The sequence below is a fragment of the Streptomyces sp. NPDC006655 genome (assembly GCF_040703965.1).
Classification (GTDB): domain Bacteria; phylum Actinomycetota; class Actinomycetes; order Streptomycetales; family Streptomycetaceae; genus Streptomyces.
On record NZ_JBEYJU010000016.1, the window covers coordinates 56,297 to 79,850 of the forward strand.

A 23,554-nucleotide genomic window follows, 5' to 3' on the forward strand; every position below is an offset into this window, starting at 1 on the left:
CCCCGTATCGTACGGATTGATGTAATTTTCTACCGTGTGTGACGCTCCCGGTCAGGACGCGGCTTCCCCCGTCGCGCCGGAATCCGTGGTCGCCGTCCGCGGACTCGTCAAACGGTTCGGCGGCACCCTCGCACTGGACGGCGTCGACCTCGACGTGCACGCCGGCAGCGTCCTCGCCCTGCTCGGACCCAACGGCGCCGGGAAGTCCACGCTCATCAAGGTGCTCGCCGGCGTCCACCGTCCGGACGCGGGCCGGATCACCGTCGCCGGAGCGCCCCTCGGCAGCCGTGCCGCCACCCGCGCGATGTCCTTCATCCACCAGGACCTGGGCCTCGTGGACTGGATGACGGTCGCCGAGAACGTCGCCCTGGTCGGCGGATATCCACGCCGCGCCGGCCTGATCTCCTGGCGCCGCACCCGTGAGCGCTGTGCCGAGGCCCTGCGGATCGTCGCCGCCCACCTCGACCCCGACGAGCCCCTCGCCGGGCTCGCCCCCGCCGAGCGCTCCCTGGTCGCCCTCGCCCGGGCCCTCGCGGTCGACGCGCGGCTCATCGTCCTGGACGAGCCCACCGCCCGCCTGCCGGCCGCCGACTGCGCCCGGCTCTTCCGGGTCCTGCACGACCTGCGCGACCAGGGCCGCGCGATCCTCTACGTCAGCCACCGCCTCGACGAGGTCCGCCAGGTCGCCGACACCTTCGCCGTGCTGCGCGACGGCCGGCCGGTCAGCCACGGCCGGCTCGCCGGGTACGGGGCCGCCCGGCTCGTCCACGACATCACCGGCGAGCAGCCCCCCGACCGGCGTCCCGCCGCTGCCGGCGGCCCGCCGGGAGCGGTCGTCCTCACCCTCGACGGCTTCCGCACCACCGGCACGGGCCCGGTGAGCCTGACACTGCGGGCAGGCGAGTCCGTGGGCCTCGTCGGTCTCTCCGGTGCCGGGCACGTCGAACTCGGCCGTGCGCTCGCGGGCGCCCTGCCCGTCCTCGGCGGCACGGCCACGCTCGACGGCCGGCCCTACCGCCCCCGCACGGTCGCCGGTGCCGTCGCCCGCGGGGTCGGCCTGGTCCCCGGCGACCGCCTCCGCGAGGGCCTGCTCCCGCGGCTGACCGTGCGGGAGAACCTGCTGGCCAACCCCCGCGCGGACGGCGTCCCGGCGCTCGCCCTGATCCGCCCGCGCCGGGAACGGGCCGAGGCCGCCGCACTGATCAGGGCACTCGCGGTGCGCCCCCACGACCCCGAGGCGCCCGTCGCCACCCTCTCCGGCGGCAACCAGCAGAAGGTCATGATCGGCCGCTGGCTGCGGGTGGGCCCCCGGCTGCTGATCCTGGAGGAACCCACCGCCGGCGTCGACGTCGGCGCGAAGGACGCGATCCACCGGCTCCTCGACGAGGCCCTCGCCAAGGGGCTCGCGATCCTGCTCGTCTCCACCGACTTCGACGAGGTCGCCGACGTCTGCCGACGCGCCCTCGTCCTGGTCCGCGGCTCGGTGACGGCCGAGCCCGGCGGCGGCGCCCTCACCGCCGCGGCGCTCACCCGGGCCGCCTCGGCCGTGCCCCCGTCCGGAACCGGGGGCGGCCCATGACCGGTCGCACGCCCCGCCCCGCCGGCCACCTGATCGGCTCCTACGGCCTGCCGGCCCTCACCGTCCTGCTCGTCCTGGTCTTCTCGCTCGCGCTGCCCCGGACCTTCCCCACCTTCGACACCGCCGACTCGATCCTCTCCACCCAGTCCATCCCGGCCGTCCTCGCCCTCGCCGCCATGGTCCCCGTCGTCACCGGAGCCTTCGACCTCTCCCTCGGCTACGGCCTCGGACTCGCCCACGTCCTGGTGCTGAAGCTGATCGTCGACGAGGGCTGGCCCTGGCCGCTCGCCTGCCTCGCCGTGGCCGTGGGCGGCGCCGCCGCCGGGGCCCTCAACGGGGTCGTCGTGGAGTTCGGACGGATCGACTCCTTCATCGCCACCCTCGGCACCGGCAGCATGATGTACGCGCTCACCGGCTGGGTCACCGGCGGCAGCCGGATCGTGCCGGGCCCCCAGGGCCTGCCGCCCGCCTTCACCGACCTCTACGACGCCCGGTTCCTCGGCCTGCCGGTCCCCGCCTTCTACGTCCTCGCCCTCGCCGCCGTCCTCTGGCTGGTGCTGGAGCGGCTGCCGCTCGGCCGCTACCTGTACGTCGTCGGCTCCAACCCGCGCGCGGCCGAACTGGTCGGCGTGCGGACCCGTACCTGCACGGTGTACGCGTTCACCGCGGCGGGACTGCTCGTCGGCCTGGCCGGGGTGCTGCTCGCCGCCCAGCAGCGACAGGGCAACCCCAGCGTCGGCCTCGACTACCTGCTGCCCGCCTTCACCGGGGCCCTCCTCGGCTCGACGGCGATCCGGCCCGGCCGCCCGAACGTGCTCGGCACGATCGTCGCCGTCGCGGTGCTCGCCGTCGGCCTCACCGGCATCGGCCAGCTGGGCGCCGACTTCTGGACCGTGCCCCTCTTCTACGGCGGCACCCTGCTGATCGCCGTGGCCCTGGCCGGTTACGCGTCCCGGCGCCGGCTTCGCGCCGGTACCGTCTCCCCGCCCGGCCCGCCGCAGCCGGCGGAGGGCGGCGCCGAATGAGCCCCGGCCCGCCGCGCGCCGCCACCCCGTCCCGGAACGGGCTCCCCGGGGCCCGACCGGGCCGGGTCGCCCGGTGCGCCGTCGCCCTGCTGGCGACGGCGACCGTGCTCACCGGCTGCGACCACGGGTCGGCTCGGCACGCGCCGGGGGAGTCGGCCACCGGTCCGAGCGGCTGCCCCGCCGCCTACGACACCGCCCGCGCATCCGTCGCGCGCGCGGAACGCGCCGACGTCCCCTGGAACGGTCCCACCACCGGGCCACGCGCGGTGACCGGCAAGTCCCTCGTCTACGTGGCCCAGACCATGACCAACCCCGGGGTCGCCGGGGCCGAGCAGGGCGTCCGGGAGGCGGCGCGGATCGTCGGGTGGAACGTCCGGGTGATCGACGGCGGCGGCACCCCGGCCGGCATCCAGGCGGCGATGGGCCAGGCGGTCGCGCTCAGGCCCTCCGGCATCGTCGTCGGCGGCTTCGACCCCGGCACCACCTCGCAGCAGGTCGCCCGGGCCGCCGCCCAGCACATCCCGCTGGTCGGCTGGCACGCGGTCGCCGCCCCCGGCCCCAGCCGCAGGCCCCCGCTGTTCACCAACGTCACCACACACGTCCAGGACGTCGCCCGGATCAGCGCCCGGTGGATCATCCAGAACGCGCACGGGCGGGCCGGTGCCGTGATCTTCACCGACGACTCCATCCCGTTCGCCCGCACGAAGTCCCGGCTGATCGCGGCGGAACTCGCCACCTGCGCGGGCGTGCACGTCCTCGCCTACGAGAACATCCCCATCCCGGACGCGAGCACCCGGATCCCGCGCGAGGCCGCCTCGCTCCTGTCCCGGTTCGGCGCCCGCTGGACCCACTCCGTGGCCATCAACGACCTCTACTTCGCCGACGCCGCCCCCGCTCTCCGCGCGGCCGGCGCACCGGGTGCGGGACCGCCGTTCAACATCGGCGCGGGGGACGGCGATCCGTCGGCCTTCCAGCGCATCAACAGCGGTCAGTACCAGTCCGCCACCGTCCCGGAGCCGCTGACCCAGCAGGGCTGGCAGATCGTGGACGAGTTCAACCGCGCCTTCTCGCACGCCCGGCCCAGCGGATACGCGGCCCCGGTGCACGTCGCCACCGCGGGCGACTCCCACGGGGCGACCACGTGGGACCCGGCGGGCTACCGGCAGGCGTACCGGAAGATCTGGCGCGGCTGACGGCCGGGGCGTGTCAGACCGCCGACAGGTCGATCGCCCGGTCCAGGTCGCGGGGGCGCAGGACGCGCAGGATCGCCTCGAGGAGGTAGTGGCCGGCACAGGGGAGAGAGATCTCGACGCCGTCCTCGGCGGGGCGGTTGCGGGTGCAGCGGGCCACCACGGCCTCGGCGCGTGTGGAGGAGTCTTGCATGCCGACTCCGGTCCCGAACATACATGTGCGCAAAGTTCATGTACGTGACTGGGTGGGCGGCCGTCGAAGGCTCGCGATCCCCCCGGCCGGCACCTGCCGCCGCGTCGGCAGCGCGCTGTGTCGTGCCCCCGACCGCACCACGCTGTTCGCGACCCCGGACACCTTCGTCGGCGACGACAGCCCCATCTCCTACGGCGCCAGGTGCGGCGCGGGCGGGGTCCTCGGCCCGGCGGCCGGCGCCTGCGACACCGACGCGGCCAACCCGCCGTGGGCCTGGGACGACGCCGACGCGGCCAACCCGCCGTGGGCCTGGGACGACGCCGACGACCAGCCCGGCCGTGGCCACCTCGCCACCGACCCCGCCGAACTCGTCTGGGACTACTTCTCCTGGCCCGGCCGGCCCGCCGCACCGGACGTCGCCTACACCTGGGACCAGTACCACGGCATCACCTCGTGATCAGGGCTCGGCGCGCGTGATCGGTCCGGAGCTGGTGTGCTGGGGAGGAGGTTCCGGACCGTTTCCGTCGTACCCGCTCCGGGAGAGGCGCCATGAGTACCTACCGAGTCGCGCAGGTGTCCGCCGCGGGCGGGTCGTTCGAGATCGTCGAACGCGAGGTGCCCCGGCCGGGACCGCGCCACGTGCGGATCGCGGTCGAGGCCTGCGGCATCTGCCACAGCGACACCCTCTTCGTGGACGCGGTCGTACCGGGCATCACCTTCCCGGTGGTGCCCGGGCACGAGATCGCCGGGCGGATCGAGGAGATCGGCGAGGGCATCGAGGACTGGGGCTGGGCCGTCGGCGACCGGGTGGCGGTCGGCTGGTTCGGCGGCAGCTGCGGCCACTGCACGCCCTGTCGGCAGGGCGACTTCGTCGTGTGCGAGACGATGAAGACGCCCGGCTGGGCCTACGACGGCGGCTTCGGCACGAAGGTGATCGCCCCGGTCGACGCCCTGGCCCGGATCCCCGACGGGCTGACCGCGGCCGACGCCGGCCCCATGGCCTGCGCGGGCGTGACCACCTTCAACGGCCTCAGACGCAGCCCCGCCCAACCCGGTGACCTGGTCGCCGTCGTCGGCCTCGGCGGACTCGGCCACCTCGGCGTGAAGTATGCGCTGGCCATGGGCTTCGAGACGGTGGCCGTCGCCCGCGGCCCCGAGAAGGCCGACCTCGCCAAACAACTCGGCGCCCACCACTACGTCGACTCCACGGCCGCGACCCCCGTCGCGGAGGCCCTCCGGTCGCTCGGCGCCGCCAAGGTCGTCCTCGCCACCGCGGGCAACTCCCAGGCCATCTCGGCGGCCGTGGACGGGCTGGCACCCCGCGGTGAACTGGTGGTGATCGGCGCCGACCCCGAGCCCCTCGGCATCACCCCGTTCCACCTGATCATGCCCGGCCGGGTGGTCCGCGGCCACCCCTCCGGCACGGCGCAGGACGTGCAGGACACCATGGAGTTCAGCGCCCTGCACGGGATCCGCCCGACGATCGAGACCGTACCGCTGGAGCAGGCGGACGAGGCCTACCGGAAGATGCTCACGGGGGCCGCGCGCTTCCGCATGGTGCTCACCTACGACTGACCTCGGGATCACGTCCGCACGGCGCGGGCCGCGAGCAGCGCGATGTCGTCCTCCGAGCCGGCGGCGAGGCGGGACAGGACGGTGTCGACGATCTGGTCCAGCGGATCGGTGGGGCACAACGGCAGCGTCGTCAGCCGCGCCAGACCACGGTCGATGTCCTCCCCGCGCCGCTCCACCAGCCCGTCGGTGTACAGCAGCAGCACACCCCCGCGCTCCGGGGTGACCCGCTGCTCGTACCGGCCGAGCCCGCTGCCCAGCGGCGGGCCGACCGGCACCGGCACCAGCTGCATCGTGCCCTCGGGGGTCAGCCAGGCCGGCGGCAGGTGCCCGGCGCTCGCGTAGGTGAGCGTGGCGACGTCCGCGTCACCGAGCGCCAGGAAGCAGGTGGCCACCCGTTCGAAGCCGGAGTCCGCGACCATGCGGTCCGCGTGCTGAAGGATGTGGCGCGGCGCGAGCCCCGCGAGGGCCAGGGCGCGCAGCGTCGAACGGTAGTGGCTCATGGCCACGGCCGCGTCCACGCCGTGCCCCATCACGTCCCCGATGACCAGCATCGTCCGGCCGCCGGGCAGCGCCACGACGTCGTACCAGTCACCGCCGATCAGCGAACCGTCGTCGGCCGGCCGGTAGCGGGCGGTCGTCTCCACACCGGCGTACCGCTGCAACTGGCCCGGCTCGGAGAGCAGGGCTCGTTGCAGCTCCAGGGCCATGGTGTGCTCGCGCTGGAAGCGGACCGCCCGGTCGAGGGCACGGGCCGCGCGGGCGGCGAGTTCGCGGGCCACCGTGGCGTCCTCGGTCGAGAACGGCGCCGACTCCCCGGCCCGGGCCAGCAGCAGGATGCCGAGCACCCGGCCGTCCGCGACCACCGGTGCCAGCAGCACCGAGTGGACGCCCGCGGCCAGACAGGCCAGGGCGGGCGGCCAGCGTGGGACCAGCGACCGCCACTGCGCCTCGGTGATCGCGTTGCGCCGCCACACGCGGCCCGCCGCCAGGTTCCGCCGGGTGCCGGTGCCGCGCGGCCAGCCGACCAGCTCACCGCGCGCGTCCAGCGCGGCCAGGCCCATGGCCAGCCCGGGACGCGTGGCGTAGGCCGCGAGCCTGGTGGGTGTCCGCCGCGCCGCCACGGTGTCCGGCGGAGTGAGCTCCACCCCGGCCGCGTCCGCCAGCTCCGGTACGACGAACTCGGCCAGCTCCCGGCAGGTCTCGGCGACGTCGGTGCCGGTGCCGATCCGGGACGCGGCGGCGTCCAGCAGCGCCAGCCGCCGGTGGGCGCGCTCCAGCTCGTACACGTACTGCTGCGGCTCACTGATCTCCAGGCCCACCCCGGCGACCCCCACCACCCTGCCCGCGCTGTCCACGAGCCGGTGGTACACACAGCGCCACTCCCGGACCTGGTACGGCGAGTCGACCCAGGTCCGCCCGGTCACGACCAGCTCGCGCGGCCGTCCGTCGCGCAGGATGTCCCGCAGCACCTGCTCGGAGCGCTGGATGTGCGGCAGCACCTCGGGCAGCCGGTGCCCGAGGTAGGCGGCGGCGGGCAGCCCCGTCATCCGCGCCATGTGCGGATTGACGTACAGGTAGCGCAGCTCGGTGTCGAGGACGGCGAAACCGGCGCCGGAGTCCTCGACGATGCCGCGCAGCATGTCGACATAGGCGATACCGGCGGGCGGCGCGGCCGGTGCCGGGGAGGCGGCCGGTGCGGTGCCGGTGGCCGCTCGTCGTGAGGAGGTGTCCCTGTCCACCCGGTCCTCCTCGCCTGCCCCCTCCCACGGCCGCCCCCATCGTCCATCAGGTCGCCGGGACGCGCATCTCGTACGGCCGGGACGCGCATCTCGTACGGGTCCGCTCACAGCGCCGGGCACGGGTCTGTGCGGCGGGCTTAACCCCCGTCGATCGGGAGCGGTGACGCCCACGTAATCAGCGGTCCCTACGGTCGAGCCCGAACCGAAGAGGCCGACCAGCAGGAACAGGGGGCGCCCGTGGCCGCGCCGGACTCGCGCAGCACCGGCACCGACCGGGTGCGGACGGTCTGCTCGTACTGCGGGGTGGGCTGCGGCATGGTCCTGGACATCGGCCGGGGCCCGGACGGCCGCCGTACCGTCCTGAAGGCGTCCGGGGACAAGGAGCATCCCGCGAACTTCGGGCGGCTGTGCACCAAGGGCGCCACCACGGCCGACATGCTCGCCGCGCCCGGCCGGCTGACCACCGCCCTGCTGCGGCCCGAGCGGGGCGAGGAGGCCGTGCCCACCGCCGTGGACGCGGCGGTCGCCGAGACCGCGCGGCGGCTGCGCGCGATCGTCGACGAGCACGGCCCGGACGCGGTCGCCCTCTACGTCTCCGGGCAGCTGAGCCTCGAAGCGCAGTACCTCGCGAACAAGCTCACCAAGGGCTACCTGCGCACCAACAACATCGAGTCGAACTCCCGGCTGTGCATGGCGAGCGCGGGCACCGGCTACAAGCTCTCCCTCGGCGCCGACGGCCCGCCCGGCTCGTACGAGGACTTCGACAAGGCGGATGTCTTCCTGGTCATCGGCTCCAACATGGCCGACTGCCACCCCGTCCTCTTCCTGCGCATGACGGACCGGCTGAAGGCGGGCGCGAAGCTGATCGTCGTCGACCCGCGCCGCACCGCGACCGCGGCCAAGGCCGACCTCTTCCTCCAGGTCAGACCCGGCACCGACCTCGCCCTCCTCAACGGCCTGCTGCACCTCCTGCACGCGAACGGCCACACCGACCCCGACTTCGTCGCCGCGTACACCGAGGGCTGGGAGGCGATGCCGGAGTTCCTGGCCGACTACCCGCCCGCCGTCGTCGCCGAGATCACCGGCGTCCCCGAGGCCGACCTGCGCACGGCGGCCCGGCTGATCGGCGAGGCGGGGGAGTGGACCAGCTGCTGGACCATGGGCCTCAACCAGTCCACGCACGGCACCTGGAACACCAACGCCCTGATCAACCTGCACCTCGCGACCGGCAAGATCTGCCGTCCGGGCAGCGGACCGTTCTCGCTGACCGGGCAGCCCAACGCCATGGGCGGCCGGGAAATGGGTTACATGGGCCCCGGGCTGCCCGGCCAGCGGTCCGTCCTGGCGGACGCCGACCGCGCCTTCGTCGAGGAGGTGTGGGGTCTCGAGCCCGGCACGATCCGCGCCGACGGCGTCGGCAGGGGCACCGTCGAGATGTTCCGGAAGATGGCCGAGGGCGAGATCAAGGCCTGCTGGATCATCTGCACCAACCCGGTCGCCTCCGTCGGCAACCGCAGGACCGTCATCGAGGGCCTGGAGGCCGCCGAGTTCGTCGTCACCCAGGACGTCTTCGGCGACACCGAGACCAACGCCTACGCCGACGTGGTCCTGCCCGGCGCCCTGTGGACGGAGACCGAGGGCGTCCTCATCAACAGCGAACGCAACCTCACCCTCGCCCGGCCCGCCGCCGACGCCCCGGGCGAGGCCGTCGCCGACTGGCGGCTGATCGCGGAGGTCGCCCGTGCGATGGGCTACGAGGACGGCTTCCGGTACGACACCGCGGAGGAGATCTTCGAGGAGATCAAGCGCTTCCACAATCCGGGGACCGGCTACGACCTGCGGGGCGTGACCTACGACCGGCTCCGCGCGGGCCCCGTCCAGTGGCCCGCCGCCCCCGACGGTCCCGAGCGCAACCCCGTCCGGTACGTCGCCGCCGACGGAACCCTCACCTTCGCCACCGCCTCCGGACGCGCCGTCTTCCACGCCCGTCCGCACCTGGCACCTGCCGAGCTGCCCGACGACGACTACCCGTTCGTCCTGAACACCGGACGGCTCCAGCACCAGTGGCACACCCTCACCAAGACCGCCAAGGTCGCCAAGCTGAACAAGCTCGACCCGGGCCCCTTCGTGGAGATCCACCCCGCGGACGCGACCGCCCTCGGCATCGCCGGAGGCGACTCCGTCGAGGTGGCCTCGCGGCGCGGCCGGGCGGTGCTGCCGGCGCTCGTCACCGACCGGGTGCGGCCCGGCTCGTGCTTCGCGCCCTTCCACTGGAACGACCTGTTCGGCGAGTACCTCAGCGTCAACGCGGTGACCGGCGACGCCGTCGACCCGCTGTCCTTCCAGCCCGAGTTGAAGGTGTGCGCGGTCTCGCTGACCAAGGTGTCCACCCCGGTGACCGTGCAGGCGCCGGGCACCGAGGGGACCCCCGCCACCGTCCTCGCGCCCCCGGCCGTGCCGTCCGCCGTCGCCGGCGACGGAGCCGCCGTACCGCCTGCCGCCTCGGTCCTCGGGTCGGCCCCCGCCCCGCCGCCGGTCCTCACCGAGACCGAACGGCACTACCTGGCCGGTTTCCTCGCGGGCATCCCGGTCGGTTCCCCCGGCGTCCCCGTCCTGCCCCCCGACGCGCCCTTCAGCCCCGAGCACGCCCTGTGGGTCAACGGCACCCTCGCCGGCATGTACTCCCGCTCGTCACCGCCCGCCGGCCCGGCGCCCGCACCGGCCACCCGCCAGGTGGTGATCCTCTGGGCCTCGCAGACCGGCAACGCCGAGGACTTCGCCACGACCGCCGCCGAGCGGCTCACCTCCCGCGGCCACACCGCCTCCCTCGTCGCCATGGACGAGGCCGACCCGGCCGCCCTGCCCAGCGGCGCGGACCTGCTGCTGATCACCAGTACCTTCGGCGACGGCGACGCCCCCGACAACGGCGCCGGCTTCTGGGACGCCCTGGCCGCCCTCGAGTCCGGACGCCTCACCGGACGCCGGTTCGCCGTCCTGGCCTTCGGTGACTCCAGCTACGACGACTTCTGCGGGCACGGACGACGCCTGGACAGCCGTATGGACGAACTCGGCGCGGTCCGGCTCGCCCCGCGCACCGACTGCGAACCGGACTACGCGTCACAGGCGGAGGCCTGGCTCGACCAGGTGCTCACGGCGCTCAAGGACGCGCCCCCCACGCCTTCCCCCACCCCCACGCCTTCCCCCGCGCCCGCGGTCTCCTCCGCCCCCGCGGTTGCCGCCCCGTCCGCCCCAGACGCCCCGTCCGCCCCAGACGCCCTGTCCGCCCCAGCCGCCCCGTCCGCCCCGGCCGGGTCACGGCGCCCCGCCCCCACCGCCGCCCGTCTCGTCGGCAACCGGCTGCTCAGCCTGCCCGGCGCCGGGAAGGAGGTCCGCAGGTTCACCTTCGACATCGGCGACAGCGCGACCCCGCTCCTGTACGAGGCGGGCGACGCGCTGAGCGTGCGGCCCCGCAACTCGGCCTCGCTCGTGCGGGAGTGGCTGGACGTCACCGGGCTCGACGCCGCGACCGCCGTGGAGATCGACGGAGTCGGCGCCGTACCCCTCTCCGACGCGCTGTCGCGGCATCTGGACATCACCCGGATCACCCCCGGCCTGCTGCGTTTTGTCGCCGCCCGCGCCCGTGACCCGCGCGAGCTGCGGAAACTGCTGCGGCCCGACAACAAGGACGAGCTGGCCAAGTGGTCCTGGGGGCGGCAGGCGATCGACGTCGTCGCCGAGTTCGGGATCAGGGCCGGCGCCGGGGACTGGGCGGGCGTCCTCGGCAGGCTGCAACCGCGGCTGTACTCCATCTCCTCCAGCCCGCTGACCGACCCCCGCCAGGTCTCGCTCACCGTCTCCGTGGTCCGGTACGAGAACCTGCACGGCACCCCCCGGCAGGGGGTCTGCTCCCCGTTCCTCGCCGACGCCGAGCCCGGCACACCGGTCCCGGTGCACGTCCGGCGCTCCCCGCACTTCCGGCCGCCCGCCGACCCGGCGACCCCCATGGTGATGGTCGGCCCCGGCACCGGCGTGGCGCCCTTCGTCGGCTTCCTCGAGGAGCGCCGGGCCCGCGGCCACCGGGCCCCCAACTGGCTCTTCTTCGGCGAACAGCACCGGGCCACCGACTTCTACTACGAGGAGGAGCTCACGGCGCTGCGCGCGGAGGGCACCCTGAGCCGCCTCGACACCGCCTTCTCCCGCGACCAGCGCGCCAAGGTGTACGTCCAGGACCGGATGCGCGAGCACGGCGCGCACCTGTGGTCATGGCTCCAGGACGGCGCCCACTTCTACGTCTGCGGCGACGCCTCCCGGATGGCCAAGGACGTCGACCGCGCCCTGCGGGACGTCGCGACCGCGCACGGCGGACTCACCGAGGACGAGGCGACGGCGTACGTCAAACAACTGGCCTCGGACAAGCGCTACGTCCGGGACGTCTACTGACCTGGGGAGCCGCCGCCGCGGTCACCGATGCTTCATCGGGTGGCGCGGGTGCCCCGCGACGCGGCCGGAGGCGGACGCCGGCGGTGGCACGCGCAGGGGCCGGAGCTGAGCTCCGGCCCCTGCGTGCGGGACGTGGGTCAGGCGGCCACGCCCACGTTGCCGTGCAGACGCGCGACGACCTCGGTGAGCTGCGCGGCCACCTCGGCGTCGTCGGCCGGGTGGGTCTCGGCGAAGCGGACCACGGAGCCGGGGATGGACAGCTTGACGTCCTCCAGCACCTTGCCACCGGCGATGCCGACGGCCTTGCGGGTCTCGTCCTGCGCCCACACGCCGCCGAACTGGCCGAAGGCGGTGCCGACGACGGCGACCGGCTTGCCGCCGAAGGCGCCGGCGCCGTACGGGCGGGACAGCCAGTCGATGGCGTTCTTCAGGACGGCCGGGATGGTGCCGTTGTACTCGGGGGAGAAGAGCAGGAACGCGTCGGCGGCCTGGGCGGCCTCGCGCAGCTTCGCGGCCGCGGCCGGGACGCTGCCCTCGACGTCGATGTCCTCGTTGTAGAACGGGATGTCGGCAAGGCCCTCGAAGACCTCGACCTCGGCACCCTCGGGGGCCAGCTTGACAGCCGCCTCGGCGAGCTGGCGGTTGTGCGAACCGGCGCGGAGGCTGCCGACGAGAGCAAGGATGCGGACAGACATGGGGGAACTCCAAGGGGGCTGAAACACTGCTGTCACATAACCGGACCAAGGTCCGGTTAATTTCTAGCATCTCAAACGGACCGCGGTCCAGTTATGTTCCCGATGCTTTACGCTGTCTTCATGTCCAGCGCCCTGCCGCCCTTCCCGCAGCCCCAGGAGCCCTTCGACACCCCCGAGTTGCTCGAAGTGGGGCCCGCCCCGGAAGAGCCCTGCCTGCGCGCGGACGCGGCCCGCAACCGCGCCCGGCTGCTGGAGGCCGCCGCCCGGCTGATCGCCGAGCACGGAGTGGCCGGGGTCACCATGGAGGCCGTGGCCGCGGCCGCCGAGGTCGGCAAGGGCACGGTCTTCCGGCGCTTCGGCGACCGCACCGGACTGCTGATGGCGCTGCTCGACCATTCCTCGCGGCAGCTCCAGGCGGACTTCCTCGGCGGCCCGCCGCCCCTGGGCCCCGGCGCGCCGCCGGTGGACCGGCTGCGGGCGTTCGGCATCGCCGTGCTGTACCGCACGGCCGAGCAGCTGGACCTCAGGCTGGCCGCCGAGCAGGAGCCCGCCCGGCGCTACGCGCACCCCTCGCTGCGGGCCCTGCGCATCCACGTCGTGATGCTGCTGCGGCAGATCCAGCCGGACGCCGACTGCGAACTGCTCGCCCAGACGCTGCTCGGCTATCTGGACCCCGCCCAGATCCACCACCTGACCAGGCAGTGCGGGATGCCGATGGAGCGCCTGGAGGCAGGCTGGACCGACCTGGTCGCCCGGGTCACCCGCACGGACCCGCCCCACTGAGCGCCGCCGCCTCCGGGACGGAGCCCGACGGCGTGTCCGGCCCGGTGGAGGACGCCCAGTTCGTCCAACGGTGAACCACCTCGCCCCGCGCGTCCCCCCTCGCAGGCCTTCTGCCACTATGCCGTACGTCATGGTGCAGATACCGAAACCGCCCTCGGCGGCGTCGCCGACACCGCGCTCGGTCCCCACGAGCGCCGATGTGGCCCGTCTGGCCGGCGTCTCCCGCGCGACCGTCTCCTACGTCCTCAACAACACCAGTGCCGTACGGATCAGCGAACCCACCCGCCGCCGGGTCCACCAGGCCGCGAAGGAACTGGGGTACGTCCCGCACGCGGCCGCCCGCACCCTGCGCGCCGGCCACAGCCGCATGGTCCTGATGCCCGCCCCGGCCATCCCGGTGGGCCCGCTGTACGGCCAGTTCATCAACGATCTCCAGTGGGCCCTCAGCCGCCTCGACTACACGGTCGTCCAGTACGGCACCGCGGGCGTCCGCGGCGACGAAGCCGCCCGCGCCTGGGCCGAGTTGAGGCCGGTGGCGGTACTGGTGCCCGGCTCGGGACTCGGCCCGGAGGGGGTCGCGGTCCTCAAGCGGGCCGGTGCCCGGGCCGTGGTGACCCTCGGACCCGAACGCGTCCACGGCGCCCACGCCCTGCTGATGGACCACGGCGTCGTGGGCCACTGCGCCGGCGCCCACCTCTACGCCCGCGGCCGGCGGCGGATCGGCGTGGTCGTCCCGGACGACGCCGGCCTGGAGACCTTCTCCCGGCCCCGGCTCGAAGGCGTCCGCCAGGCCCTGCGTGGCACCGACGCGACGGTGACCGAGCTGCCGCTCGGCTACACCGAGCGCTCGGCGGCCGAACTCATCTCCCGCTGGCCGGAGTTGGGCATCGATGCGGTGTTCGCCTACAACGACGAGTACGCCATGCTGGTCATGCGTGCCCTCCAGGACGCGGGCGTGCGGGTCCCCGACGAGACGGCCGTGGTCGGCGCCGACGACCTGATGCTCGGCCGACTGCTGCGCCCCCGCCTCTCCACGGTCCGCATCGACCTGCCGTCCGGCCGTGAACTCGCCGAACTGGTCGACCGCGTGGTGCGCGACTGCGGCGACGAGCCCGAGACGCACAGGGTCCTCGGCGCCTCGGTGGTGCGGCGCGAGTCCAGCTGAGGGGCCACGCTGGTCGGGGGCGGTGCGTTTCCCGGCCCCCGGACTAGGATGTTGCGCGCTCAACCAACGGTTCACGGGTGCCGTGGGCCGCGCCGTCCCGGCGATCGAACGGAGAGCCGTCATGCCGTTGCTCGACCCGAAGGCCTGGCAGGCGAATGCCCTGTCCGGCGCGCAGTACGACGTCACCGAGCCCGCCACCGGCGACGCGCTCGGCACGGTCGTCCTCGCCGCCCCCGCCGATGTCTCCCCGGCGGCCACGACCGCCCACGCCGCGCACCGCGACTGGGCCAGCGCACCGCACTTCGTGCGCGCCCAGGTCCTGCGCAGGGCGGGCGACCTGTTCACGGAGCACGCCGCCGAACTGCGCGAGTGGATCGTCCGCGAGTCCGGCTCCGTACCCGGCAAGGCCGACTTCGAACTGCACGTCGCCGCCCAGGAGTGCTACGAGGCCGCCGCCCTCGCCTCCCGGCCGGCCGGCCAGGTGCTGCCCAGCGAGGCGCCGAGACTGTCGTACACCCGCCGGGTGCCGGTCGGCGTGGTCGGGGTGATCGCCCCGTTCAACGCGCCGCTGATCCTCTCCATCCGCTCGGTCGCGCCCGCCCTCGCCCTCGGCAACGGCGTGGTGCTCAAGCCGGATCCGCGTACCGCCGTCTGCGGCGGGCTCTCGCTCGCCGCGGTGTTCGCCGAGGCCGGGCTGCCGGAGGGGCTGCTGCACGTGCTGCCCGGCGGCGCCGACGTCGGTGCGGCGCTGGTGGCGGACCCACGGGTGCCGGTGATCTCCTTCACCGGCTCCACCGCGGCCGGTCGCGCGGTCGGCGAGGCGGCGGGCCGCCACCTCAAGCGCGCCCACCTCGAACTCGGCGGCAACTCCGCCCTGATCGTCCTGGAGGACGCCGACCTCGACGCGGTGATCTCCACGGCCGCCTGGGGATCCTTCTTCCACCAGGGCCAGATCTGCATGACCACCGGACGGCACCTGGTGCACAGCTCGCTGGTCGAGGAGTACGTCGAACGCCTCGCCGCCAAGGCCGACTCCCTCGCCGTCGGCGACCCGCACCGCGAGCAGGTCCACCTCGGCCCGATCATCGACGCCGCCCAACTCGCCAAGATCCACGGCCTGGTGGAGTCGAGCACCGCCCACGGCGCGCGACTGGCCGCCGGCGGCACCCACGAGCACCTCTTCTACCGGCCCACGGTCCTGGCCGGCGTCGACGACCGCACGCCTGCCTACGCCGAGGAGGTCTTCGGACCGGTCGCGCCCGTCCGTGCCTTCGCCGACGCGGAGGAGGCCGCCGCCCTCGCGGCCGACAGCTCCTACGGACTCTCGCTCGGCATCGTCACCCGCGACGCGGCCCGCGGCCTCGACCTCGCGGAGCGCATTCCCACCGGCATCGTCCACATCAACGACCAGACCGTGAACGACGAGGCGGTGGCCCCCTTCGGCGGAGTCGCCGCGTCCGGCACCGGAGCCCGGTTCGGCGGCGACGCCAACCTGGAGGCGTTCACGGACGTGCGGTGGACGACCGTCCGCGGTGACGTGGCGCCCTACCCCTTCTGACTTCTGTCAGCGGGTGTCACTCGCCCTGGGTGCCGCCCTGCTGTGCGGCGATGCTCTTGCGGACCTCGTCCATGTCGAGCCTGCGGGCCTGGCCGATGACGTCCGCCAGGGCCGCCTCCGGCAGGGCGCCCGGCTGGGCGAACACGGCGACCTGGTCGCGGACGATCATCAGGGTCGGGATCGACTGGATGTCGAAGGCCTGCGCCAGCTCCGGCTGCGCCTCGGTGTCGACCTTGGCGAACACCAGGTCGGGGTTGGCCTGCGCCGCCTTCTCGTAGACCGGGGCGAACATCCGGCACGGGCCGCACCACGACGCCCAGAAGTCGATGAGGACGAACTCGTTCTCGGTGACCGTCTGGTCGAAGTTCTCCTTGGTGAGCTCCACGGTGCTGCTCATGTGTGCTTCCCTCTTCCTGATGTGGGGGCGCCCCGGTGCAGGGCGGAACCGCTCGCCACAACATGCCCGACCGGGCGGGTATTCCGCGCGCCCACCGATGTGGCCCCAGCGCACGCCACCCGCGAGACTGACCCCATGACGGAAACGGAATCCATCGCTTACGACGTCGTGGTGCTCGGGGCCGGACCCGTGGGGGAGAACGTGGCCGACCGCACCCGTGCGGCCGGTCTCTCCACCGCGGTCGTGGAGAGCGAACTCGTCGGCGGCGAATGCTCGTACTGGGCCTGTATGCCCAGCAAGGCCCTGCTGCGGCCGGTCATCGCCCAGGCCGACGCCCGCCGCCTGCCCGGCCTCGCCCAGGCGGTCCAGGGCCCCCTCGACACCCCCGCGGTCCTCGCCCGCCGCAACAACTTCACCTCGAACTGGAAGGACGACGGCCAGGTCGCCTGGCTGGACGGCATCGACGCCGACCTGTACCGCGGCCACGGCCGGCTCGCCGGGCCCCGCACGGTCACCGTGACCGGCCCCGACGGCACCGTGACCACCCTGACCGCCCGGCACGCCGTGGCCGTCGCCACCGGCACCCGCGCCCAGCTGCCCGGCCTGCCGGGGCTCGCCGAGGTCAGGCCCTGGACCAGCCGCGAGGCCACCAGCGCCCAGGAGGCGCCCGGCCGGCTGATCGTGGTCGGCGGCGGTGTCGTGGCCACCGAGATGGCCACCGCCTGGCAGGCCCTGGGCTCCCGGGTCACCCTTCTGGTGCGCGGCAAGGGCCTGCTCAACCGGATGGAGCCGTTCGCCGGCGAACTCGTCGCCGAGGCCCTCACGGACGCCGGCGTCGACGTCCGCACCGGGACCTCCGTCGAGTCGGTGACCCGCGAGAACGGCACCGTGGTCGCCGTGACCGGCGCGGGGGACCGCGTCGAGGCCGACGAGATCCTGTTCGCCACCGGACGCGTCCCGGGCACCGACGACATCGGACTCGACACCGTCGGCCTCGCCCCGGGCTCCTGGCTGTCGGTCGACGACACCCTGCTGGTCGAGGGCACCGACTGGCTCTACGCCGTGGGGGACGTCAACCACCGGGCACTCCTCACCCACCAGGGCAAGTACCAGGCCCGGATCGCGGGCGACACCATCGCCGCGCGCGCCGCGGGCACGCCGCTGCCGGACGGACCGTGGAGCGCGCACGCGGCCACCGCCGACCACCACGCCGTACCGCAGGTCGTCTTCACCGACCCCGAGGCGGCGGCCGTCGGACTCTCCCTCGCGGAGGCGGAGCAGGCGGGACACCGGGTCCGGGCCGTCGACGTCGAGTTCTCGTCCGTGGCCGGAGCGGGGCTGTACGCCGAGGGGTACAAGGGCCGCGCCCGGATGGTCGTCGACCTGGACGAGGAGATCCTGCGCGGGGTCACCTTCGTGGGGCCGGGGGTCGGCGAGCTGATCCACTCCGCGACCGTCGCCGTGGCCGGACGGGTCCCGGTCAGCCGTCTGTGGCACGCGGTCCCGTCCTACCCGACGCTGAGCGAGGTGTGGCTGCGCCTGCTGGAGGCGTACCGGGGCTGAGGCCGAAGGGGCGTGCCGGGCCGGGGCGGCCCGCCGCTCCCCGGCTCCTGCGGCACGGTGAGCCCGGTCCCGCCCCGCCCGGCGGGGGCCGCTCATCGGGGCGGCCCCCGCGTCCCGCGGGGTGCTGTCGGCCCGTCTCCCGGTGGGGCGTCGGCGGGCTACGGCAGGTCGAAGCCCAGTGCCTCGGCCGCCGTCGCCGGAGTCGGTCCGGTCCAGCGCCGCGCCACCTCCTCGTTCGACGAGAGCGAGCGCAGCTCCGCCCTGTCCAGGTACAGCGTGCCGTCGAGGTGGTCGGTCTCGTGCTGGACGATGCGCGCCGGCCACCCCGTGAAGACCTCGTCCACCGGGTGCCCGTGTTCGTCCGCGCCGGTCAGCCGTACGCTCGCCGCCCGGGCCACCACCGCCTGCCAGCCCGGCACGCTCAGGCACCCCTCGAAGAACGCGGCGCGGACGGCGCCGACGGGTTCGTAGACCGGGTTGACCAGCACCCGGAACGGCTGCGGGACCCGGCCGCGGGCGACGGCCACCTCCTGCGGTACCGGCGCCGGGTCCTCGATGACGGCGATCCGCAGCGGGACGCCGACCTGGGGCGCGGCCAGCCCCACGCCCGGTGCCGCGTGCATGGTGACGCGCAGCGCCTCGACGAACCGTGCCAGCAGCGCCGGGGCCAACTGGCCGTCGTACCGCTCGGTTCCGCGCCGCAGGACCGGGTCGCCGGCCGCGACGATGGGCAACGGGCTGCCGGAGGCGAGGAGTTCCTCGACCCGTTCGGCAAGGGGTGCGCGATCACTGGGGGATGCCATCGCGCCAGCATGCCATGCCGAGACGTGTGACACGGGTCACTTCGACTGCCTGGAACCCGGTACGGTCGCGCTCCGACCACTGGACCGTCCCCACCCCGCACACGCAGCCCCCGGAGAAACCCCCGATGTCCCTCGCCCCCTCGACGTCCAAGGACGGGCCCCCGCACCCCACGGTCCCGGCCGCGTCCCCGAGCCGCTGGGCCCCGCTGCGCCCCCTCGTCCTGCGCCTGCACTTCTACGCCGGCGTCCTGGTCGCCCCCTTCCTGCTCGTCGCCGCCGTCACCGGCCTGCTGTACGCGTGCTCCTTCCAGGCCGAGAAGCTCGTGTACGCCCATGAGCTGACCGTCCCGGTGGGGAGCACCGAGCTGCCGATCTCGAAGCAGGTCGCCGCCGCCCGCAAGGCCCACCCGGAGGGCACCGTCTCCGCGATCCGGCCGTCCCCCGAGGCGGGCGCGACCACCAGGGTGCTGCTCTCGGGCGTGCGGGGCGTCGGCGCGGACCACACCCTCGCGGTGTTCGTCGACCCGTACACCGGCACGGTGCGCGGCGCGCTCGAACAGTACGGCTCCACCGGCGCGCTCCCGCTGCGCACCTGGATCGACGAGCTCCACCGCGATCTGCACCTCGGTGACACCGGCAGGCTCTACAGCGAGTTCGCGGCGAGCTGGCTGTGGGTGGTCTCGGGCGGCGGCCTGGTGCTGTGGTTCTCCAGGCGGCGGGCGCTGCGCAGGGTGCGCGGCGCCAGCGGGCGGCGGCGCACCCTCGGCCTGCACGGCACCCTCGGCGTCTGGGCCGCGGCCGGTTTCGTCTTCCTGTCGGCGACCGGCCTGACCTGGTCCACCTACGCCGGCGCCCACATCGACGAACTGCGCACCTCCCTCGGCCAGGCCACCCCGTCCGTCTCGGCGGTCGCGAGCGGCGGCGAACACGCGGGCCACGACACGGCGTCCACGACCGGCGGCGGCGCCGAGCACGGCGTCGGCCTGGACGAGGTGCTCGCCGCGGCCCGCGCCCAAGGGCTCGACAACCCCGTCGAGATCGTGCCGCCCGCCGACGCGAACAGCGCCTACGTCGTCCGTCAGGTCCAGCGCGGCTGGCCCGAGAAGCAGGACGCGGTCGCCGTCGACGCGGGCACCGGCGAGGTGGCCGACGTACTGCGCTTCGACGACTATCCGCTGCTCGCCAAACTCACCCGCTGGGGCATCGACCTGCACACCGGGATCCTCTTCGGCCTCGTCAACCAGCTGGCCCTCGCCCTGCTCGCCCTCGCCCTGGTCCTGCTGATCGTGTGGGGCTACCGCATGTGGTGGCAGCGCGGCCGCGGCTCCGCCTTCGGCCGGCCGATCCCACGCGGGGCGTGGGCCCAGGTCCCGCCCTACCTCCTCGTGCCGGCGATGGCGGTGATCGCGGTGCTCGGCTACTTCGTGTCCCTGCTGGGCATCCCGCTCGCCGCCTTCCTCGCCGTCGACATCGCGCTCGGCGAACTCGCGCACCGCCGCGGACAGCGGACCTACCGGGCCGGGGGCAGGCCCGGCGTGAATTGACGTACTCCTCGGGCCGAAGCCCGGGGGATTCCGGCCTTCTCGATGGTTGCCGTGCCGCCAGGCGGCACGGCTTCCGGTCGGGAATCCGTGGCTTCCTGTCTCCTCGCGCTGTGCCGGGACCGCTCCCGGTCTCACCGACGCTCCGAGGGACAGGCGACGGCCCAGGCAGCCTCGATCATCTGAAAGATCTCGCCCACCGCGGCCTGCGGATCGGCCGCCTCACGGGCCAGCGAATAGGCGTCGATCACGAACCTCGCGATCGCCCGGCAGGCCGTCGGGGTCACCGACAGGTCGGGATCGGCGGCGATGGCCGTTGCCAGCGACTCGGCGTGGCGCAGCCGCATCGACTCCTCGTACTCCCGCAGCGCGGGTGATGCGTCGATCATGCGCCAGATCGGGGCGGCGCCGTCCGCCGTGCAGTGTCGCACCAAGGCCTGGATCTCGCGGCGCAGCGCGAGGACGAGCGGCTCGTGCGGTGCCCGGTCGGTGACCGCCCGCGTGAGGCGGTGCTCGAAGTCTTCGTCCTGTTCGAAGACCAGGGCCTCTTTCGAGGCGAAGTGGGAGAAGAGTGTGGTGACGGCCACGTCGGCCTCGGCGGCCACGTCCCGGATGCCCACCGCGTCGTACCCGTGCTCCAGGAAGAGCCGCAGGGCGGCGTCAGCGATCTTCTGGCGGGTCGCGGCCTTCTTGCGCTCACGGCGTCCGGTCGGCACGGTCATACCTGCACACTATCAGGTACAAATCCATAACGGATTCAAAACCCTAACGGTTAGTGTTATGTTCGACGCATGAAGAAGGTGAGCTTCGCCGAGTTCGGCGGTCCGGAGGTTCTGCACCTCATAGATGCCGAGGATCCCCACGCGGGCCCCGGCCGGATACGCATCGCCGTACGGGCGGCAGGCGTGAACCCCGTCGACTGGAGGCTCCGTGAGGGCCAGGTCCTGGGGGCCCATCCGCTCGAGTTGCCCGCCGGAGTCGGGCTGGACGCCGCCGGGGTGGTGGACGAGGTCGGTGAGGGCGTCGAGGGGGTCGAGGTCGGCGACCGCGTGTTCGGCGAAGGCGCGAGCACGTATGCCGAGTTCGCCGTGCTGTCGGCCTGGGCCCGGATGCCCGAGGGCCTGACGTTCGAGGAGGCGGCCGGCTACCCCTCCGTGGTGGAGACCGCACTGCGCATCATCCGCGAGGTCGGCGTGCGGTCCGGGCAGACGCTGCTGGTCAGCGGCGCGTCCGGGGGAGTCGGATCGGCGGTGCTGCAGATCGCCCGCGACCGAGGCATCACGACGATCGGGACCGCCGGGGCGGCGAACCAGGACTATCTGCGCAGCCTGGGCGCCCTCGCCACGACATACGGCGAGGGCTGGGTCGAGCGGGTGCGGCAGCTCGGCCGTGTCGACACAGCCCTCGACCTGGCCGGGTCGGGCGTGATCCGCGAGCTCGTCGAACTGACCGGGGACCCGCGGAAGGTCGTCTCCATCGCCGATCTCGGTGCGCCCGAGCTCGGTGTCCGGTTCTCCGGCGTGGCCGGGAGCGTGCCGGAAGCGCTCGCCGAAGCCGTCGGCCTCATCTCGCGGGGAAAGCTCCACATCCCGGTCGAGAGGTCGTACTCCCTCGCCGAGGCCGCGGCGGCGCACACCGACAGCCAGGCCGGTCACACACGCGGACGCCGGGTCCTGGTGGTCTGAAAACCCTTCACCTCGGTGATCAGCGCCCGGGACGACGATCGCTCCGGAAAGCTCGAACACCCACTGCCACCGGGGACATGTGCGCGAGATGTCGCCTGCCCCCGGCACTGCCCGGCTCCGCCGGAACAACGCGGCGACGCCCCGCGTCACCCCCACCAGAGTCGCTTCACCCCGGCCTGAAGGCCGGAGCCCCGCGAATGGATCCCGGTAGCGTGGTGGGACACGCCGGCACCGCGAACGGCGAGTCCGCCGGACGGGCGCCCGGTGTCCGGAGGCCACCCGCGTGCAGCGCCGAGGGCCTGAGCTCCGCCCGCCTCCGGGGCACCGGCTCCGGCGTCGCGGAGGCGGGCGGAGCCCGGAAGGGGGTGACGGAACCATGGGCCGGACCCGGCGCGGGCAGGGGGAGCTGGAGGGCCAGGTGCTCGGCGCGCTCAGGGAGGCCGGAGGTCCCGTCACGGCGGCCTGGGTGCGGGAGCGGCTCGGCGGCGACCTCGCCCACACCACCGTGGTGACCATCCTGACCCGGCTGCTCGCCAAGGACGTCGTCGCCCGCGAGCGGCAGGGCCGGTCCTTCCTGTGGACGCCGACCGCCGACGTGGCCCGCCTCGCCGCCCTGCGGATGCGCCGTCTGCTCGACGGCGAACAGGACCGGGAGGCCGTCCTCGCCAGCTTCGTCACCGCCCTGCCGCCCGGCGACGAACAGGTCCTGCGCGCCCTCCTGGAGGCCGCGGGACCGCGCGGACCGGACCCCCGCCCCGGCACCCACGCGGACCACGCGGACCACGACGACACACAGGCCTGACCGCCCTGGCGCCCCGGAGGGACGGACCGATTTCCCGGGGTCCTTCGGCGGGCGGTCAGGGTCACTCACTCCTGCGGAAAGTCCCCGGCCAGCGCCGAGGCGATCCGCAGGTGCGGCTCCGCCTCCGTGTGCCGGGCCTGCCGCTGGAGGGTGCGGCCCAGCATCAGCCGGGCGTAGTGCTCCACCGGGTCCCGCTCGATGATCGTGCGCAACTCCGCCTCGGCGCGGCTCAGTTGGGCCGAGTGGTAGTAGGAGCGCGCCAGCAGCAGCCGGGGGCCGGTCTGCTCCGGCACCTCCTCGACCAGCCCCGCGAGCACTCGCGCGGCTCCGGCGTAGTCCTTGGCGTCGAAGAACAGCTGCGCCCGCTCCCAGCGCTCCGCGGCGGTTCCCTGGTCGTAGTACGTGGTGTCCACTCGTGACCTCCTTCGAGGGCACCAACGGACAGAGATTGTTGAAAATTCCACTACGCGACGGGGCCCGGGAACCGACCGGTCGTGGGGGATCCCGCGCGGGGGTGACGGCGGTGGGCCGCGCCGCCCGCCATGACGGCCAGTGCCAGGCAGAAGATCAACGCCAGCGCCAGACCGGCACAGAAGATCGCCAGCGGCCCGAGAGTGGCGATGTGGTGATCGAGTACGGACACCGTGTAACCCGGGCCGCCGGACAGGTTGCCGGCGATGGCCAGGGCGACGAAGGCGACGGTGGCCGCGAGCAGGAGCAGTCCGAGAAGAAGCAACATCCCAGTCATCTCCTTCGGGAAATGGTTCTGCCGCGTCGAGTACCTGCGGTGCGGCGGATTACACGGCCCGGCCTCGGTCTTC

Annotated in this window: 21 protein-coding genes; 13 read left to right on the forward strand and 8 right to left on the reverse strand. The window is 73.9% G+C overall.

What is annotated here, in order from left to right; translation table 11 throughout:
* Window positions 1-34: 34 nt before the first annotated feature.
* The 3 genes from AB0958_RS12380 to AB0958_RS12390 are packed head-to-tail and all read left to right on the forward strand — an operon-like array spanning window position 35 to window position 3,797.
* The gene (locus tag AB0958_RS12380) at window positions 35-1,579 is read left to right on the forward strand and encodes a sugar ABC transporter ATP-binding protein (RefSeq protein WP_366890320.1); all 1,545 of its coding nucleotides are present in this window, start codon (window positions 35-37) and stop codon (window positions 1,577-1,579) included.
* Window positions 1,576-2,604: an ABC transporter permease gene (locus AB0958_RS12385; protein ID WP_366890321.1), complete on the forward strand. Its 1,029-nt coding sequence runs from the start codon at window positions 1,576-1,578 to the stop codon at window positions 2,602-2,604. The genes AB0958_RS12380 and AB0958_RS12385 overlap by 4 nt, the downstream gene beginning before the upstream one ends.
* Entirely contained in the window at window positions 2,601-3,797 is a 1,197-nt protein-coding gene (locus AB0958_RS12390) for a substrate-binding domain-containing protein (protein ID WP_366890322.1), read from the forward strand. Before AB0958_RS12385 ends, AB0958_RS12390 begins: the two co-directional genes overlap by 4 nt.
* A 13-nt stretch (window positions 3,798-3,810) precedes the next feature.
* On the opposite strand, the gene AB0958_RS12395 is transcribed toward AB0958_RS12390, so the two are convergent.
* Entirely contained in the window at window positions 3,811-3,987 is a 177-nt protein-coding gene (locus AB0958_RS12395) for a hypothetical protein (protein WP_366890323.1), read from the reverse strand.
* Between AB0958_RS12395 and AB0958_RS12400 the strand changes: the two genes are divergently transcribed.
* Window positions 3,986-4,444 carry a hypothetical protein gene (locus tag AB0958_RS12400; protein WP_366890324.1) on the forward strand — a complete coding sequence of 153 codons (459 nt, stop codon included), beginning with the start codon at window positions 3,986-3,988 and terminating at the stop codon, window positions 4,442-4,444. The genes AB0958_RS12395 and AB0958_RS12400 overlap by 2 nt on opposite strands.
* A 92-nt stretch (window positions 4,445-4,536) precedes the next feature.
* Window positions 4,537-5,562: an alcohol dehydrogenase gene (locus tag AB0958_RS12405; protein ID WP_366890326.1), complete on the forward strand. Its 1,026-nt coding sequence runs from the start codon at window positions 4,537-4,539 to the stop codon at window positions 5,560-5,562.
* 8 nt (window positions 5,563-5,570) lie between these two features.
* Here the strand turns inward: AB0958_RS12405 and AB0958_RS12410 are convergent, their stop codons facing one another.
* On the reverse strand, window positions 5,571-7,301 hold the full coding sequence (locus tag AB0958_RS12410) for a SpoIIE family protein phosphatase (RefSeq protein ID WP_366890328.1): 1,731 nt from the start codon (window positions 7,299-7,301) through the stop codon (window positions 5,571-5,573).
* Between the two features lie 237 nt (window positions 7,302-7,538).
* Here AB0958_RS12410 and AB0958_RS12415 point away from each other — a divergent pair, with 237 nt between their 5' ends.
* A complete protein-coding gene (locus AB0958_RS12415) occupies window positions 7,539-11,741 on the forward strand; it encodes a molybdopterin-dependent oxidoreductase (RefSeq protein WP_366890329.1) in 4,203 nt (1,400 codons plus the stop codon).
* Between the two features lie 137 nt (window positions 11,742-11,878).
* Here AB0958_RS12415 and AB0958_RS12420 read toward each other — a convergent pair whose 3' ends face one another.
* A complete protein-coding gene (locus AB0958_RS12420) occupies window positions 11,879-12,436 on the reverse strand; it encodes an NAD(P)H-dependent oxidoreductase (protein WP_366890330.1) in 558 nt (185 codons plus the stop codon).
* A gap of 102 nt (window positions 12,437-12,538) precedes the next feature.
* Here AB0958_RS12420 and AB0958_RS12425 point away from each other — a divergent pair, with 102 nt between their 5' ends.
* The 3 genes from AB0958_RS12425 (at window position 12,539) to AB0958_RS12435 (ending at window position 15,942) form a co-directional block, all read left to right on the forward strand.
* Window positions 12,539-13,219 (forward strand): TetR/AcrR family transcriptional regulator, encoded by a 681-nt coding sequence (locus AB0958_RS12425; protein ID WP_366890331.1) that lies wholly within the window; start codon window positions 12,539-12,541, stop codon window positions 13,217-13,219.
* 118 nt (window positions 13,220-13,337) lie between these two features.
* Window positions 13,338-14,384 (forward strand): LacI family DNA-binding transcriptional regulator, encoded by a 1,047-nt coding sequence (locus tag AB0958_RS12430; protein ID WP_366890333.1) that lies wholly within the window; start codon window positions 13,338-13,340, stop codon window positions 14,382-14,384.
* A 121-nt stretch (window positions 14,385-14,505) separates the two neighbouring features.
* A complete protein-coding gene (locus AB0958_RS12435) occupies window positions 14,506-15,942 on the forward strand; it encodes an aldehyde dehydrogenase family protein (RefSeq protein WP_366890334.1) in 1,437 nt (478 codons plus the stop codon).
* Window positions 15,943-15,958: 16 nt separating this feature from the next.
* Here the strand turns inward: AB0958_RS12435 and trxA are convergent, their stop codons facing one another.
* A complete protein-coding gene (trxA, locus tag AB0958_RS12440) occupies window positions 15,959-16,339 on the reverse strand; it encodes a thioredoxin (protein ID WP_366890335.1) in 381 nt (126 codons plus the stop codon).
* Window positions 16,340-16,474: 135 nt separating this feature from the next.
* Between trxA and AB0958_RS12445 the strand changes: the two genes are divergently transcribed.
* Complete coding sequence (locus AB0958_RS12445; RefSeq protein WP_366890336.1) at window positions 16,475-17,902, forward strand: NAD(P)/FAD-dependent oxidoreductase; 1,428 nt, start codon at window positions 16,475-16,477, stop codon at window positions 17,900-17,902.
* Between the two features lie 158 nt (window positions 17,903-18,060).
* On the opposite strand, the gene AB0958_RS12450 is transcribed toward AB0958_RS12445, so the two are convergent.
* Window positions 18,061-18,705 (reverse strand): peptide deformylase, encoded by a 645-nt coding sequence (locus AB0958_RS12450; RefSeq protein WP_366890337.1) that lies wholly within the window; start codon window positions 18,703-18,705, stop codon window positions 18,061-18,063.
* 125 nt (window positions 18,706-18,830) lie between these two features.
* Here AB0958_RS12450 and AB0958_RS12455 point away from each other — a divergent pair, with 125 nt between their 5' ends.
* Entirely contained in the window at window positions 18,831-20,249 is a 1,419-nt protein-coding gene (locus AB0958_RS12455; RefSeq protein ID WP_366890338.1) for a PepSY domain-containing protein, read from the forward strand.
* A 131-nt stretch (window positions 20,250-20,380) separates the two neighbouring features.
* Here the strand turns inward: AB0958_RS12455 and AB0958_RS12460 are convergent, their stop codons facing one another.
* Window positions 20,381-20,968, reverse strand: coding sequence for a helix-turn-helix domain-containing protein (locus AB0958_RS12460; RefSeq protein ID WP_366890339.1), 588 nt, complete (start codon window positions 20,966-20,968; stop codon window positions 20,381-20,383).
* Between the two features lie 69 nt (window positions 20,969-21,037).
* On the opposite strand from AB0958_RS12460, the gene AB0958_RS12465 reads away from it, so the two are divergent.
* Together AB0958_RS12465 and AB0958_RS12470 are read left to right on the forward strand one after the other, a co-directional pair.
* Window positions 21,038-21,931, forward strand: coding sequence for an NADP-dependent oxidoreductase (locus AB0958_RS12465; protein WP_366890340.1), 894 nt, complete (start codon window positions 21,038-21,040; stop codon window positions 21,929-21,931).
* Between the two features lie 376 nt (window positions 21,932-22,307).
* On the forward strand, window positions 22,308-22,733 hold the full coding sequence (locus AB0958_RS12470) for a BlaI/MecI/CopY family transcriptional regulator (protein WP_366890341.1): 426 nt from the start codon (window positions 22,308-22,310) through the stop codon (window positions 22,731-22,733).
* A 65-nt stretch (window positions 22,734-22,798) separates the two neighbouring features.
* Here the strand turns inward: AB0958_RS12470 and AB0958_RS12475 are convergent, their stop codons facing one another.
* Window positions 22,799-23,146, reverse strand: a complete 348-nt coding sequence (locus AB0958_RS12475; protein ID WP_132888062.1) for a tetratricopeptide repeat protein — start codon at window positions 23,144-23,146, stop codon at window positions 22,799-22,801.
* 50 nt (window positions 23,147-23,196) lie between these two features.
* Complete coding sequence (locus AB0958_RS12480; protein ID WP_366890342.1) at window positions 23,197-23,472, reverse strand: hypothetical protein; 276 nt, start codon at window positions 23,470-23,472, stop codon at window positions 23,197-23,199.
* Window positions 23,473-23,554: the final 82 nt, after the last annotated feature.